This is a genomic window from Williamsia sp. DF01-3 (genome assembly GCF_023051145.1).
In the GTDB taxonomy this organism is placed as follows: Bacteria; Actinomycetota; Actinomycetes; order Mycobacteriales; family Mycobacteriaceae; genus Williamsia.
The window spans coordinates 2,921,682-2,935,782 of the sequence record NZ_JALKFS010000005.1; the positions used below are offsets into that span (position 1 = coordinate 2,921,682).

Annotated in this window: 11 protein-coding genes, 4 tRNA genes and 4 pseudogenes; 13 read left to right on the top strand and 6 right to left on the bottom strand. The window is 65.8% G+C overall.

All coding sequences use genetic code 11. From position 1 onward, the window contains the following. Positions 1–16 precede the first annotated feature (16 nt). A complete protein-coding gene (locus MVA47_RS15900; protein WP_247208623.1) occupies positions 17–775 on the bottom strand; it encodes a pyrimidine reductase family protein in 759 nt (252 codons plus the stop codon). Positions 776–809: 34 nt separating this feature from the next. On the opposite strand from MVA47_RS15900, the pseudogene zapE reads away from it, so the two are divergent. Continuing rightward, positions 810–1,821, top strand: a pseudogene (gene zapE / locus MVA47_RS15905) (cell division protein ZapE). A 10-nt stretch (positions 1,822–1,831) separates the two neighbouring features. On the opposite strand, the gene MVA47_RS15910 reads toward zapE, so the two are convergent. The 5 genes from MVA47_RS15910 to MVA47_RS15930 all read right to left on the bottom strand — a co-directional run bounded on the left by MVA47_RS15910 (position 1,832) and on the right by MVA47_RS15930 (position 3,026). Continuing rightward, positions 1,832–2,401 carry a GNAT family N-acetyltransferase gene (locus tag MVA47_RS15910; protein ID WP_247208624.1) on the bottom strand — a complete coding sequence of 190 codons (570 nt, stop codon included), beginning with the start codon at positions 2,399–2,401 and terminating at the stop codon, positions 1,832–1,834. 53 nt (positions 2,402–2,454) lie between these two features. Continuing rightward, on the bottom strand, positions 2,455–2,664 hold the full coding sequence (locus MVA47_RS15915) for a hypothetical protein (protein WP_247208625.1): 210 nt from the start codon (positions 2,662–2,664) through the stop codon (positions 2,455–2,457). A 90-nt stretch (positions 2,665–2,754) separates the two neighbouring features. Continuing rightward, a tRNA-Val gene (locus MVA47_RS15920) sits at positions 2,755–2,829 on the bottom strand. 28 nt (positions 2,830–2,857) lie between these two features. Next, positions 2,858–2,931: transfer RNA gene (locus tag MVA47_RS15925), tRNA-Cys, on the bottom strand. A gap of 22 nt (positions 2,932–2,953) precedes the next feature. Further along, a tRNA-Gly gene (locus MVA47_RS15930) sits at positions 2,954–3,026 on the bottom strand. 223 nt (positions 3,027–3,249) lie between these two features. On the opposite strand from MVA47_RS15930, the gene MVA47_RS15935 reads away from it, so the two are divergent. The 12 genes and pseudogenes from MVA47_RS15935 (at position 3,250) to MVA47_RS15990 (ending at position 13,884) form a co-directional block, all read left to right on the top strand. Then, a tRNA-Val gene (locus tag MVA47_RS15935) sits at positions 3,250–3,321 on the top strand. A gap of 122 nt (positions 3,322–3,443) precedes the next feature. Continuing rightward, positions 3,444–3,890, top strand: a complete 447-nt coding sequence (locus tag MVA47_RS15940) for a TIGR02611 family protein (protein WP_247208626.1) — start codon at positions 3,444–3,446, stop codon at positions 3,888–3,890. A gap of 122 nt (positions 3,891–4,012) precedes the next feature. Beyond that, a complete protein-coding gene (gene thrS / locus MVA47_RS15945; RefSeq protein WP_247208627.1) occupies positions 4,013–6,088 on the top strand; it encodes a threonine--tRNA ligase in 2,076 nt (691 codons plus the stop codon). Next, the gene (locus MVA47_RS15950) at positions 6,085–6,678 is read left to right on the top strand and encodes an HIT domain-containing protein (RefSeq protein WP_247208628.1); all 594 of its coding nucleotides are present in this window, start codon (positions 6,085–6,087) and stop codon (positions 6,676–6,678) included. Before thrS ends, MVA47_RS15950 begins: the two co-directional genes overlap by 4 nt. Before the next feature lie 22 nt (positions 6,679–6,700). Next, positions 6,701–7,336, top strand: a pseudogene (gene pgsA, locus MVA47_RS15955) (phosphatidylinositol phosphate synthase); the annotation flags it as partial. 31 nt (positions 7,337–7,367) lie between these two features. Next, positions 7,368–8,320: pseudogene (locus tag MVA47_RS15960) on the top strand (phosphatidylinositol mannoside acyltransferase). After that, positions 8,317–9,441 carry a glycosyltransferase family 4 protein gene (locus MVA47_RS15965; protein ID WP_247208629.1) on the top strand — a complete coding sequence of 375 codons (1,125 nt, stop codon included), beginning with the start codon at positions 8,317–8,319 and terminating at the stop codon, positions 9,439–9,441. The pseudogene MVA47_RS15960 and the gene MVA47_RS15965 overlap by 4 nt, the downstream one beginning before the upstream one ends. A 19-nt stretch (positions 9,442–9,460) precedes the next feature. After that, positions 9,461–9,949: pseudogene (locus tag MVA47_RS15970) on the top strand (exopolyphosphatase); the annotation flags it as partial. Positions 9,950–10,096: 147 nt separating this feature from the next. Beyond that, entirely contained in the window at positions 10,097–10,996 is a 900-nt protein-coding gene (gene pdxS / locus MVA47_RS15975) for a pyridoxal 5'-phosphate synthase lyase subunit PdxS (protein WP_308280632.1), read from the top strand. A gap of 32 nt (positions 10,997–11,028) precedes the next feature. Next, entirely contained in the window at positions 11,029–12,048 is a 1,020-nt protein-coding gene (locus MVA47_RS15980; RefSeq protein ID WP_247208630.1) for an RDD family protein, read from the top strand. Then, positions 12,045–13,106 carry a PP2C family serine/threonine-protein phosphatase gene (locus MVA47_RS15985; RefSeq protein WP_247208633.1) on the top strand — a complete coding sequence of 354 codons (1,062 nt, stop codon included), beginning with the start codon at positions 12,045–12,047 and terminating at the stop codon, positions 13,104–13,106. Before MVA47_RS15980 ends, MVA47_RS15985 begins: the two co-directional genes overlap by 4 nt. Before the next feature lie 7 nt (positions 13,107–13,113). Further along, positions 13,114–13,884: a hypothetical protein gene (locus MVA47_RS15990; protein ID WP_247208638.1), complete on the top strand. Its 771-nt coding sequence runs from the start codon at positions 13,114–13,116 to the stop codon at positions 13,882–13,884. Positions 13,885–14,101: the final 217 nt, after the last annotated feature.

Here is a 14,101-nt window from a genome sequence, read left to right on the forward strand (position 1 = left end):
GTACTGGCGAACGACATCACTCCTGATCGCGCACCCAGCGCAGGTACAGGTAGTCCTCGTCGTCGGCGAGGACGTGGGCACGTCGCATTCCACGTACCGCGTCCGAACCGGCCGTCATGTGCTTGCCGCCACCCGCAGTGACGCTGGGGCTGACCGTCACGCAGAGCTCGTCGACCAGATCTCTGTCGAGCAGCGAACCGAGCAGGGCCGGCCCGCCCTCGCACAAGATCTGCGTCAGGCCGCGGTCGGCAAGGTACCCGATCGCCTGTGCCGGATCGACTTCCTCGTCGCCGCAGTCGACGACGGTCGCCCCGGCGTCGCGCAGCTGAGCGCGAGCGCCTGCGGGGGCCGAACGGCAGGTGAGGACGATGGTGCTCGGTGCGAGAGTGAAATCACCCTCTCCGGGAACCGGAATGGTGAGCGTGTTGCTCACCAGGGCGAGCGCCGCGGCCGCCGGCCGGCCCTCGGCCGTGCGCAGCTCTCCGAGCAAAGGGTGTGGCCGAACCGGCCCGTATCCCTCGGTGACAGCGGTGCGGGCACCCACCACGATGACGTCGGCCAGTGCCCGCAGAACCGAGAACAACCGCTGGTCACCCGACGACCCCAGGGCTCCGGATCGCCCTGCGACCGTTGCCATCCCATCGATCGACGCGATCATGTTGGCGCGTACCCGGGCAACGCCCGTCTGACCCTCCGGATAGGCGTAGAGGGCGGCGAGCGCCTTGTCGTCGAGGTCGCCGGTTGTGAGCTGGGTCGCTTTGCGCAGTGGGTACACACAGCCATTCTCGTCACGTCGCTAGGCTCGGCGCATGCCAGCACGTTTGAGTGACCGCACTCCGCAGGTCGCGCCCGAGGCCCTCGTCGATGAGATGGTGCCCCCTCGATGTTCGACGAGGTCAGTTTCGACTCGTACATTCCCGACCCCAACGAGCCGAGCCAGGCCGAGGCGGTCAAGGCCGCGCGCAGCTTCGTCGAACGCGCGACCAAGGCAAAGGGGGCAAGCGTGGCCTCTTCAGTCGCAAGTCCGCGCCGCAGCAAGGGCTGGGCCTCTATCTTGACGGCGGCTTCGGCGTCGGCAAGACCCACCTCCTCGCGTCGATCTATCACGCGATGCCGGGACCCAAGGCGTTCGCGACGTTCGTGGAGGTCACCCACGTCGTCGGAGCTCTCGGCTTCGCCAATGCCCTCGAGCGGCTCTCGGACCACTCCGTGCTGTGTATCGACGAGTTCGAGCTCGACGACCCGGGCGACACCATGCTGGTGTCGCGACTGCTGACCGAACTGTCGGCCAAGGGCGTCTCCATCGTCGCGACGTCCAACACCCTGCCGGGGCAACTCGGCGAGGGGCGTTTCGCCGCGCAGGACTTCTTGCGAGAGATCAAGAAGTTGGCGGCGGTGTTCGAGGCCATCCGTGTCGACGGCCCCGACTACCGGCACCGCGACCTGCCGCCGGCCCCGCCACCCCACAGCGACGCAGAGCTCGAGAACCTGGCCGAGAGCACTCCTGGCGCCACCTTGGACAACTTCGACGAACTCTGCGCACACCTGGCCAAGCTGCATCCGTCCAAGTACAAGGCGCTCGTGGAGGGCGTCACCCTGGCGTGCGTGGAAGGTGTGCATCCCGCGGCGGATCAGACGGTCGCGTTGCGGCTCGTGGTGTTGGCCGACCGCCTCTACGACGCCGGAACCCCGCTCATGGTCTCGGGTTCGAAGCTGGACGAGATCTTCACCGAGGAGATGCTCGCCGGCGGCTACCGCAAGAAGTACCTCCGTGCGACATCGCGTCTGCTCGCACTGTCACGCTTCGCGGAATCGGCGTAGCCCGTCAGGGTCAATGCAGATCGGACGTCGGCGGGGGAGTGCGCGCCAGCACGTAATCGTTGCAGCGCTTGCCGCCGACGACAAATGACTTGCGCCCCACGATCGTGAAACCCATCTTCTCGTAGAACCGTTGTGCTCGGCGGTTCTGCTCGTTCACGCCGAGCCAGATGCGCGCGCTGCCCTGCTCCGCGGCGTGCGCGAGCGCTGCCGACATCAACGCCGCGGACACCGCTCCGCCGTGAAAGCCGGGTAGCACGTACAACTTCGACACCATCGTCAGCGGACGTTCCGGAATGGCCGCCAGGACGTCGGTGTCCTCGGGTTCGGAGTCGATGAGGAGTGCGTAGCCCACGATGGCACCGGAGGCGCTGTCCGTTGCCTTCAGGACGTGGTGATCGGGCTCGCTGAGATATGTGCCGAAGTGCTGGCCCGACAATGTGGTCGCGATGAAGTGCGCGACGTCGTCGGCGCTCAGATCCGGCGGGCAGGCCAGTGGGAAGGTCGCGGCCGCGACCTCCGCCAATTGGTCGGCGTCGGTGGGATCGTCGGTGAAGTTCACCAGTATTTCGGGACCGCTCACGACGATCATCTCAACACGGGCGTCACGCGAGCCGCTCAGCGGCGCGCGGCCTCTCAGCGTGAGCTGGTGGCCAGCTCCGCCTGGCCGGACACGATTTGCTGCGCAGCGGCGTGCAGGGCCCGTTCCCGTTCGTCGATGTTGCTGTACTCACGGCTGATCGGCAGCAACTCGATCAGGATCTGGCTTCCGCTGACCGTGTACCCATTGGTGCTCGCCCAGTTGAGGGTGTACTGCAAGACGTCGCGGTCGAGAGTGTCGTTCATGGAATTCCTGTGACTCGATGTGATGAACAATCCGTCCGTACCCGTCACATGAGAATGACCCGGGGTTGCCGGGTCATTCTGTGGTGCAGGTGGTGCGCGATACAGGGATTGAACCTGTGACCTCTTCCGTGTCAGGGAAGCGCTCTCCCGCTGAGCTAATCGCGCGAGATTGTGTTCAGTTGTCGAACTGATCTGGAGGCGGCGACGGGAATCGAACCCGTGTGCACGGCTTTGCAGGCCGTTGCCTCACCACTCGGCCACACCGCCACGGTGGAAATATCGTGCTCCGAGCGGATGACGGGATTCGAACCCGCGACCCTCACCTTGGCAAGGTGATGCGCTACCAGCTGCGCTACATCCGCATGCACCCTGAAAACTGCTGCTCTGGGTGCGAACGTGAACATTATCGGACGTACCCGCAAAGCAACAAATCCGCTGGTCAAACGGTCGGTTGCAGAACGATCCCCAGGTAACGTGCGGCGGCGACACCCGGGGTGAATCGAGTGGATGTGATTTGGGTTCCGGCGGGGTGTGCGTGTTAATGTCTTTCGGTCGCAGACCCCGGTTCAGCCGGGGTAGACGTCAGGTCCCGTGGCTCAGTGGAAGAGCGTCCCGTTCACACCGGGAAGGTCGCTGGTTCGATCCCAGCCGGGACCACTTCATCTCCCGTTCAATCGACTGACGTTCGTGCGCAGTCCTGTTGCATCTCCCGTGTTGCCGACTTCCGTAGAGTTGCCGGAAAAGGTTTGCAAACGGTCAATTTCGGACAAAGGAACGTCATGCCTGATGACGCGAAAGTCGATGTCGACGAAGAACGGCCCCAGGGCGGGATACTCTCCGCGATCGGCAACAAGCGTGACCAGATTCGGGAGCAGCGCCGCCTGAATCTCATCTACCGCTGTTGTGTCGGTGTGGTCGGAACGGGCGTACTTCTCGTGGGCATCGCGGCGATCCCGTACCCCGGTCCCGGATGGCTGATCGTGTTCGCCGGTCTGGGCATCCTCGCGTCCGAGTTCGACTGGGCGCGCCGCCTGCTCCATTTCGCGCGCAGCAAGTACGACGCATGGATGGACTGGATCAAGAAGCAGCACTGGACGGTCCAGGCGGCGTTCGCCATCCTGACCTGCGCCATCGTGCTCCTGACGCTCTGGCTCCTCGGCGCCCTCGAGATGGCGGCCGGCTGGATCGGTCTCGATTGGTCGTGGCTGAAGAGCCCGATTCTGTAACCGGGCCCGAACGTCTCGGCGACCGGTAGGGGGTCGTGGGTCCGTCGGGCACTACGATCATGGACTGATACGCCAGCTCGGCCGTGCCGGTCGAGTGGTCTGCCTCGACAAGGAGTTTCCTGGTGCCCGAGAACGCCGCCGCCACGCCCCCCGCCACGATCACGGTGGCGGCCGGGACCACTGCGGGGGCGGCTCTGCGCGACAGCGGTCATCCCAACAAGGGGCCGGAGGCGATCGTCGTGGTCCGCGACGCGGAAGGGACGCTTCGCGACCTGTCGTGGTCGCCCACGAGCGACACCGTGGTCGAGCCGGTCGCGGCCAACACCGAAGACGGACGCAGCGTCATCAGGCACTCGGCTGCACATGTGCTGGCGCAGGCGGTTCAGGATCTGGACCCCAAGGCGAAACTCGGGATCGGACCGCCGATCGAGAACGGTTTCTACTACGACTTCGATGTCGAGGACCCGTTCACGCCCGACGACCTGACCGCGCTCGAGAAGAAGATGAAGCAGATCATCAAGTCCGGTCAGCGCTTCTCCAGGCGCGTGTACGAGTCGGTCGACGAGGCGAAGGCCGAATTGGCCGGGGAACCTTACAAGCTCGAATTGGTCGACGACAAGGGTTCGGCCGACGACCCCGAGGTGATGGAGGTCGGGGGCGGCGAACTCACCGCCTACGACAACCTCAATCCTCGCACCGGCGAACGGATCTGGGGCGATCTCTGCCGGGGTCCGCACGTGCCCACCACGAAGTACATCACCGCGTTCAAGCTGACCCGTAGTTCGGCGGCATACTGGCGCGGCGACCAGGACAACGCGGACCTGCAGCGCATCTACGGCACGGCCTGGGAATCGGCCGAGGCGATGGACGCCTACCTCGAGTTGCTGGCCGAGGCCGAACGCCGCGACCACCGAAAGCTCGGTGCCGAACTCGATCTGTTCAGCTTCCCCGACGCGCTGGGCTCGGGGCTGCCCGTGTTCCATCCCAAGGGCGGCATCATCCGCAAGGAGCTCGAGGACTACTCCCGTCAGCGGCACATCGCCGAGGGCTACGAGTTCGTGAACACCCCGCACATCACCAAGAGCAACCTGTACGAGATCTCCGGTCACCTCGACTGGTACCGCGATGGCATGTTTCCGGCCATGCACCTCGACGCCGAACTGGACGACGACGGCGAGGTGCGCAAGCCCGGCCAGGACTACTACCTCAAGCCGATGAACTGCCCGATGCACAACCTGATCTTCAATGCGCGAGGCCGCTCCTATCGGGAGTTGCCACTGCGGCTCTTCGAGTTCGGGTCGGTGTACCGGTACGAGAAGTCAGGAGTCATCCACGGCCTCACCAGGGTTCGCGGGATGACTCAGGACGACGCGCACATCTACTGCACGCGCGAACAGATGCGGGCCGAGCTCACCACCACCCTGAACTTCGTACTCGGGCTGCTCAAGGACTACGGCCTCGACGATTTCTACCTCGAACTGTCGACCAGGGATCCGAAGAAGTCCGTGGGTTCGGACGAGGTCTGGGAAGAGGCGACGGCCACCCTCGCCGAGGTCGGCGAGGCATCCGGTCTGCGGTTGGTGCCCGATCCCGGTGGCGCCGCGTTCTATGGTCCGAAGATCTCGGTGCAGGTCAAGGACGCACTGGGCCGAAACTGGCAGATGTCGACCATTCAGCTCGACTTCAATCTGCCGGAGCGATTCGAGATGGAGTACACCGGTGCCGACGGGTCCAAGCACCGGCCGGTGATGATCCACCGAGCGTTGTTCGGCTCTATCGAGCGGTTCTTCGGTGTGCTCACCGAGCACTACGCCGGTGCCTTCCCGGCGTGGCTGTCCCCGGTACAGGTTGTCGGGATCCCGGTCGCGGACGCGTTCGTTCCCCATCTCGACGGCGTTGTGGCACAGCTGCGGTCGCTCGGCGTTCGTGCCGAGGTCGACGGTTCGGACGACCGGATGCAGAAGAAGATCCGCAATCACACAACCGGCAAGGTGCCGTTCATGTTGCTGGCTGGCGAACGTGACGTGGAGGCCGGCGCCGTCAGTTTCCGTTTCCGTGACGGCACACAGGTCAACGGGGTTCCGGTCGCAGACGCGGTCACCCTGATCGCCGACTGGGTCGCCCAGCGTCGCAACGAGTCCCCGACCGCCGAACTGGTCGCGACGCCTGCCGCCGACGCTGCCGGGGAGGCCCGGTGACCCACACCGACAACCCCGGCGTCATCCGCGACCAGGGGCCGGGCGACCCGGACCGGCTTCAGCGGCTGTGGAGCCCGCACCGGATGTCGTACATCACGGCTGCCCCGCGATCGGGTGTGGACCCGGACGGCGACGACACCACGTCCGCCAAGTCCGTCCACCCATTCCTCGACATCCCTCGGATGTCGGACGAGGCCGGGCTGATGGTCGCCCGAGGTGAATCGGTCTACGCGGTGCTCAACCTCTATCCCTACAACCCCGGGCACACGATGATCGTGCCGTACCGGCAGGTCGCCGACCTCGAAGACCTCACAGAGGTCGAGAGCCGTGAACTGATGGTGTTCACGCAGAAGATGATTCGCGCGATCAAAGCGGTCTCCAATCCGGACGCGTTCAACGTCGGACTCAATCTCGGTGCCGCAGCCGGTGGTTCGCTGGCCGAACACCTGCACCAGCATGTGGTTCCGCGCTGGGGTGGCGACGCCAATTTCATCACGGTGGTCGGGGAGACAAAGGTGATGCCGCAGCTGCTGCGCGACACCAGGACTCTGCTCGCCGACGCCTGGCGACGACTCGAGGACGGAACATGACCAAAAAGAGCGTGAACGATCCATGCTGAGCGTCCTGGGTCGCGCCTCGGTGTCCAAGGTCACCCTGCCCTTGGGGCGGGCCCTGATCAAGACAGGCCTGACGCCCGATGCGATGACCGTCATCGGAACGGTGGCGACCATCGCGGCAGCGGTAACGCTGTTCCCGATGGGTCACCTGTTCGTCGGCACCCTGGTGATCTGGCTGTTCGTGATGTTCGACATGCTCGACGGCGCGATGGCGCGGGCACGCGGTGGCGGCACCAAGTTCGGTGCGGTGCTCGACTCGACGTGTGATCGGCTTGCCGACGGCGCGATCTTCGCCGGCCTCGGCTGGTGGTGCCTGGTGGAGAAGCCGCACCAGTGGCTGTTCGTGGCAACCATGATCTGCCTGGTCACCTCGCAGGTCATCTCGTACGCGAAGGCACGTGCCGAGGCCAGCGGACTGAACGGTGACGGCGGCCTCATCGAACGTCCGGACCGCCTCGTCATCGTCCTCGTCGGCGCGGGCCTCACCGGTATCGGGCTGTCGTGGGCCATCCACATCGCGATGTGGCTTCTCGCGGTCGGCAGCATCATCACGGTGTTCCAGCGGATGTGGTCGGTCTACAAGTCGCCCGGAGCCACCGATCTGCAGCCGATCGCCGCTCCCCCGCCGGTGGGGCGACCCAGGTCGAGGACGGACCGGAGTCGTGACGACGGCCGGCGAGCGTATTGCCGACCTGGGGTACGCGGCGGGGTGGTCGCTCGTGCGGCGCCTGCCCGAGGGTGTCGCGCGCACGGTGTTCGACAGCGCGGGAGGCTACGTCGGCGGCCGGGGTGGCGGACCGGCCCAGCTGCGCAAGAACCTCGCCAGGGTGGTCGGCTGTGCACCCGCGGAGGTACCCGACGACCTCATGCGGGATGCCATGCGGTCCTACGCCCGCTACTGGCGCGAGGCATTTCGGCTGCCCGCCATGGATTTTCAGGCGGCCGCGTCGCGGGTCGACCTCCCCCACCGGATCGACGACTGCTGGACGAAGCCCTTGCGAAGGGCAAGGGCGTGGTGTTCGCGTTGCCCCATAGCGGCAACTGGGACATGGCCGGGGTGTGGCTCGTGCAGAACATCGGGGACTTCTCCACGGTGGCGGAACGGCTGAAACCGGATTCGCTCTTCGAACGTTTCGTGCGATATCGCGAGACCCTCGGATTCGAGATCTTCCCGCTCAGCGGTGGCGAACAACCCCCGTACGGCCAGCTGGCCAAGCGGCTGCGCAGCGGCGGGGTGGTGTGTCTCCTCGGCGAGCGGGACCTGGCCCGACACGGTGTCCCCGTTCAGTTCTTCGGCGAGCCGACGCGGATGCCCGCGGGCCCGGCGAAGCTCGCCATCGACACCGGCGCCGCCCTCGTCGGGGTGCACCACTGGTACACCGGCCCGGACACCTCGCAGATATCGCTCACCGGACCGATCGACACGTCCGGGGGAGTGGAGGCGGCAACGCAGGCGCTGGCAACGGTGTTCGAGACCAACATCGCCGCCCATCCGCAGGACTGGCACATGCTGCAACCGCTCTGGGAGGCCGATTGGTCCGATGAGCGCCGTGAGCGCATCAAGGGGGCCGACACCTCCCGGAGCAACGAGGATGTCGAGGGCGCCGCGGGATGAAGATCGGCATGATCTGCCCGTACTCGTTCGACATCCCGGGCGGTGTGCAGGCCCACGTCATGGAACTGGCGCAGGTCTTCATCGATCGTGGACACACGGTGAGCGTTCTCGCGCCCGCCGGACACGACAAGAAACTGCCCGGCTATGTGGTGTCGGTCGGTGAGGCGCTGGCCATTCCGTACAACGGATCGGTCGCCCGGATCGCCTTCGGCCCCAAGGCCTATCACAAATTGCGATCCTGGCTTCGGGACGAGAAGTTCGACGTCCTCCATGTGCACGAGCCGAACTCGCCGAGTGTCTCGATGTTGTCGCTGATGGTCGCTCAGGGCCCGATCGTCACCACTTTTCACACATCCACGACGAAGTCGTTGATACTCAGCATCTTTCAGGGAATCCTTCGTCCCTACCACGAACGCATCGCCGGTAAGATCGCCGTCTCCGAACTCGCCCGACGTTGGCAGATGGAATCTCTGGGTTCGGACGCGGTGGAGATCCCGAACGGGGTTCACACGGCCATGTTCGCCGGGGCCCAACCGCTTGACGGGTATCCGCACCCCGGTAGAACCGTGCTGTTCCTCGGTCGATTCGACGAACCACGCAAGGGTGTCGACGTGTTGATCAGGGCACTGCCCGCTGTGGTGGCACGCTTCCCGGACGTGCGTGTCCTGGTCGTCGGCGGAGGTCACCAGCGAACGTTGCGGGGCAAAGCCGGCGACCTTGCCGACCACCTCGTATTCCTCGGCCAGGTCGATGACGACGTCAAAGCCCGCGCCCTGCGTTCCGCGGACGTGTACTGCGCTCCCAACCTCGGCGGTGAGAGTTTCGGCATCGTGCTCGTGGAAGCCATGGCCGCCGGTACCGCCGTGGTGGCGAGCAAGCTGGACGCGTTCCGGCGGGTGCTCGACGACGGGCAGGCCGGTGTGCTGGTCGAGGTGGGGGACGCCGACCAACTCGCTCAGGGGATCATCTCCGTTCTCGGTGATGACGACGGCCGGGCCGCGATGGTCCGCCGTGCACGCGATCGTGCCGCCCGCTACGACTGGTCCGAGGTCGCCGACCAGATCCTGCGTGTGTACGACACCGTCGTCGTCGGGGCCGGCAAGGTCGTCGTCTCCGATTGACCCCTTCTGAGAGGACTTCATGACCATCTCCGCCCTGACCGTCCTGATCCTGGGCGTCATCACGGTGCTGGTGTTGCTCGGTCTGGGCTGGGCCTACAAAACCGCCAACCGGCTCGACCGACTCCACGTGCGGGTGGACCTGTGCTGGCAGGCGCTCGACGCCGCGCTTGCCCGCCGGGCGGTGGTGGCCCGATCCATCGGGGCCGGCCTCGGGCCGGAGGGCCGGGAACTGATCATCGCCGCCGATCGAGCGGAGGGTTCGGCGCGGCCGGATCGTGAATCCGCCGAGAACGTCGTGTCGGCGGCGCTGGCCCAGATCGACCTCTCGTCGCTGCGATCGCAGCTGGTCACCGAGCTTGCCGACGCCGAGACCCGCGTGATGATCGCCCGCCGGTTCCACAACGATGCCGTTCGCGACACCCTGGCCCTCCGCAATCGGCGACCGGTGCGATGGCTGCACCTGGGTGGCACCGCACCGACCCCGCTGTACTTCGAGATCGTCGAGCGAGCGCCCGTCTGACCTGCCCGCCCGACGTCGAAAAGGGGCGTGTCATGCCGCCGGACCACGCGGCGCCGAGAAAGCCTAGACTGGAAGCTCAGCAATCGACTAGACCACAGGAGCTATAGACGTGAGCAGTGCCCCAGATCCAGGTTCATCGGTGCCAGCGGAAAGTGCCGCACCGGTACCGCGCGGGTCAAGCGTGGCATGGCCGAGATGCTCAAGGGCGGCGTGATCATGGACGTCGTGACAGCCGAGCAGGCCAAGATCGCCGAGGACGCGGGCGCTGTCGCAGTCATGGCCCTCGAGCGGGTACCGGCCGACATCCGTGCACAGGGCGGGGTCTCGCGGATGAGCGACCCCGACATGATCGACGGGATCATCTCGGCAGTGTCCATCCCGGTGATGGCCAAGGCTCGCATCGGACATTTTGTCGAAGCCCAGATCCTCCAGAGCCTCGGTGTCGACTACATCGACGAGTCAGAGGTGCTGACCCCGGCCGACTACGCCAACCACATCGACAAGTGGCAGTTCACCGTGCCGTTCGTGTGCGGTGCAACCAACCTGGGCGAGGCGCTCCGCAGGCTCACCGAGGGCGCCGGGATGATCCGGTCCAAGGGTGAGGCGGGCACGGGCGACGTCTCGAACGCCACCACACACATGCGCAAGATCCGCGACGAGATCCGGCGGCTGACCTCATTGCCCAAGGACGAACTGTTCGTGGCCGCCAAGGAGCTGCAGGCGCCGTACGACCTGGTCGTCGAAGTTGCCGAGCTGGGCAAATTGCCCGTCACGCTGTTCACCGCCGGGGGCATCGCCACCCCTGCGGACGCGGCGATGATGATGCAGTTGGGCGCCGAGGGCGTCTTCGTGGGATCGGGAATCTTCAAGTCCGGCAATCCCGCGGAGCGCGCTGCCGCGATCGTGCAGGCAACGACGTTCTACGACGATCCCGATGTGCTCGCGAAGGTGTCGCGTGGACTGGGTGAGGCGATGGTCGGTATCAATGTCGACGACATCCCACAACCCCATCGACTTGCCGAGCGCGGCTGGTGAATTGACGTGGACGCGGGGGCGGGGAATCGGAGATGACCAGCGCGTCCGCTGATTTCGAAGCGATTCCGCTCGGCTGCGGCCGCTGCGGAACCCAGATCCCGTCCGCGTCCGCCCGCTGTCCCGAATGTGGGCAGCAGATGTTCGTCACCAGGGGTGGCGCAGTACCGAGGTCGCCGCGTGAGGCCCTGGTTGCGGGTCGAATCCCCGCCTCCAACGGTTCGCGGGTGGCCGCTTATCTCGTTGATGTCGCCATCCTGCTGGCTGCGGTTGCAGCCCTGCTCGTCACCGGTCTTGTCTTCGGCCTCGACGTGGCCCTGGTTGTGTGCGTGGCGGTGCCCGCTGCGACCTGGATCTCGTCGGCACTCGCGCGGGCCAACGGCATCCGTACCCCGGGCCAGGTGTTGGCGCGAACCACGATCACCACAGGCCGGCCGGGCCGTCCGATCGGTTTCTGGCGGCATCTGACCCGCACCGCCGTACTTCATCTGAGCAACGTCCTGTTGTTCGCCGGAGCGATGTCGGTATTGATCGACAGGGGCCGTCCCCGTCGCGGTTGCCACGAGAAGCTTTCCGGCACAACGACTGCGAGCAGTGTTGGTTCGGCAGGGTACGAGGTGATCACGGCGCCCGACGCACGCGTGGCCGGGTTCGGCGAGGGGGCGGCAGATTCGGTCACCGATTGCATCGACCCCAGCACGGGCGCCCGCACCCTGCCGTTGCGACGGGCCGGCGCCGGTTTGCGGCTTCGACTCGACGACGGCAGCTACACCGATCTGTCCGGTGCCGGATACCTGGGGGTGCCGGCCGTCGAGTGGTCGCAGGGTCGCCCACAGATCGTTGTCACCCCCATAGAGGCGCCACCTTCGGACGACACGCAGGTCCAGTTCAGCGTGGCGGACGGGAAATTGTGGATGATCAGTACGGGCCCGGATGTCCGATCGGTTCTGGACACCGGCGAGTCGGTGACCGCGATGCGACCCGGACATCCGTACGAGGTGGGTCCGGGCACCGTGGTGCATCTCGGGCAGTGCAGTTTCGAGGTGGCGAGATGAGCCAGGATGCGGAGCTCGACCGTGAATCGGAGACGGAGCCGAAGGCGGAGCTCGACCGTGAATCGGAGACGGAGCCGAAGGCGGAGCTCGACCGTGAATCGGAGACGAAGCCGAAGGCGGAGCTCGACCGTGAATCGGAGACGAAGCCGAAGGCGGAGCTCGACCGTGAATCGGAGACGAAGCCGAAGGCGGAGCTCGACCGTGAAACAGACGCGGTACTCGATCCTGGGCGTGAGCGCGGAGGGCACATGACGATGGAAGCTACCGGGACCGTCCGGGACGAGACACGCAGTGGGGTCGGCGAGTTCGGACAGGTCGAGGTGAGCTGGGCTGTGGTGAGCGACGTCGGCCTGCTGCGTGAGACCAATGAGGACGCGGCTCTGGTCGGCCCTGGGATGATCTTGGTGGCCGACGGTATGGGCGGTCATGATTGCGGTGAGCTCGCCAGTGAGGCGGCGCTGTCGGCGTTGTCGGATACAACGGTGACAGGGGTGAACCGCACACGCGATTCGGTGGTGGACCTGTTGGGGGAGGCGCGCCGCCAGATCGAGAACATCGACTCCGACTCGGGTCGCCGTGCCGGCACCACCGTCACCGGGGCGATGCTCGTCGACAGCGATGGGCGACCGCATTGGCTGGTGTTGAACATCGGGGATTCGCGGACGTACCGTTTTGCCCACTCGAAGCTCGACCAGGTGACCGTCGACCACTCTCAGGTGCAGGAGCTTGTGGATGCGGGATTCCTGACCGCCGCACAGGCCCGAGTCGACCCACGCCGCAACGTGATCACCCGGGCACTCGGTGCCGGGATGGAGCAGGAGGCCGACTTCTTCACGTTCCCGGTGGAACGAGATGACCGGATCCTGGTGTGCTCCGATGGTCTCACCGGTGAGTTGGCTGACGACGCGATCGCCGCGATCCTGGCCGGCTTCGATGACCCGACAGCGGCCGCGCAGGCGCTGGTCTCGGCCGCTCTGGAGGCCGGTGGCCGTGACAATGTCACCGTGGCGATCGCCGACGTGAAGGCGGTTCCGGACGTCTCCGACCCCGCGTCGTGATCCGGCGATGACGATCACCGATCCGGCGGGAGAACCCGGTCAGCCCGAAGGCGTCAAACGCACGATCGCCGAGACCTTCGTGGAGTTCTGCGGCGAGCGGGTGGCGGTCAGTCCGGACGAGCCGTTCCACATCGGCCGCGAGGCCGATCTCGACATCGACGACAACCCTTATCTGCACCGCAGATTCCTCATGCTGCACCACGAAGACGGGTTGTGGTGGCTGTCCAATGTGGGGTCGCATCTGTCCGCAGGGGTCGTGGCGGGTGACGCCGGATTCCAGGCGACGCTGGCTCCCGGTGCCCGGGTGCCGCTGGTGTTCGGCGTGACCGCTGTGGTGTTCTCGGCAGGCCCCACGACGTACGAGCTCGAAATCCATTCAGGCGCAATGCCGTTGAATCTTGCGCCGGTGGAGGAGCCGGCACGCAGCGGCGAAACCACCATCGGGGTGGTGTCCCTGACGGAGAGTCAGAAGCTGCTGATCGTTGTCTTGGCCGAAGAGGTGTTGCGGCGCAACGGAACCGGCGCGAGTTCGATCCCGTCGTCGGCGCAGGCAGCGGCCAGGCTCGGCTGGTCGCTGACCAAGTTCAACCGCAAACTCGACAACGTGTGTGACAAGTTCGACCAGATCGGGGTGTCCGGTGTCCGCGGTGGCTCGGGGCGACTGGCCAGCAACCGGCGGGTCAAGCTGGTCGAATATGCGGTGGCCGCCCGATTGGTGACACGCGAGGATCTGGTGCTGATCGATGCCGAGGCACGCCGCAACGGCGTGATCGGCTAATCGGCTAATCGAGAGCGTGGGCCGCTGCTGGGCTGCCGGTGAGCGGATCTGGCGGCCTCTGTGGTGAGTTGATGGTCAGTCTTCCGCAAAACCCTTCCTGAGCTGGGCTCATGTGGTGGGTAGTTCTACCCATCGACATGTCCGGTGTGCCGGTTTTAGTGTTTAGACACTCGACAGAGGGCAGGAGAAAACCGGCCCCCCAGACCAGGAGAATCAC

Coding starts and splice junctions, on each gene's coding strand:
- MVA47_RS15915 (WP_247208625.1), bottom strand. CDS start 2,664: ATGAACGACACTCTCGACCGCGACGTCTTGCAGTACACCCTCAACTGG.
- MVA47_RS15940 (WP_247208626.1), top strand. CDS start 3,444: ATGCCTGATGACGCGAAAGTCGATGTCGACGAAGAACGGCCCCAGGGC.
- MVA47_RS15965 (WP_247208629.1), top strand. CDS start 8,317: ATGAAGATCGGCATGATCTGCCCGTACTCGTTCGACATCCCGGGCGGT.
- MVA47_RS15980 (WP_247208630.1), top strand. CDS start 11,029: ATGACCAGCGCGTCCGCTGATTTCGAAGCGATTCCGCTCGGCTGCGGC.
- MVA47_RS15985 (WP_247208633.1), top strand. CDS start 12,045: ATGAGCCAGGATGCGGAGCTCGACCGTGAATCGGAGACGGAGCCGAAG.
- MVA47_RS15990 (WP_247208638.1), top strand. CDS start 13,114: ATGACGATCACCGATCCGGCGGGAGAACCCGGTCAGCCCGAAGGCGTC.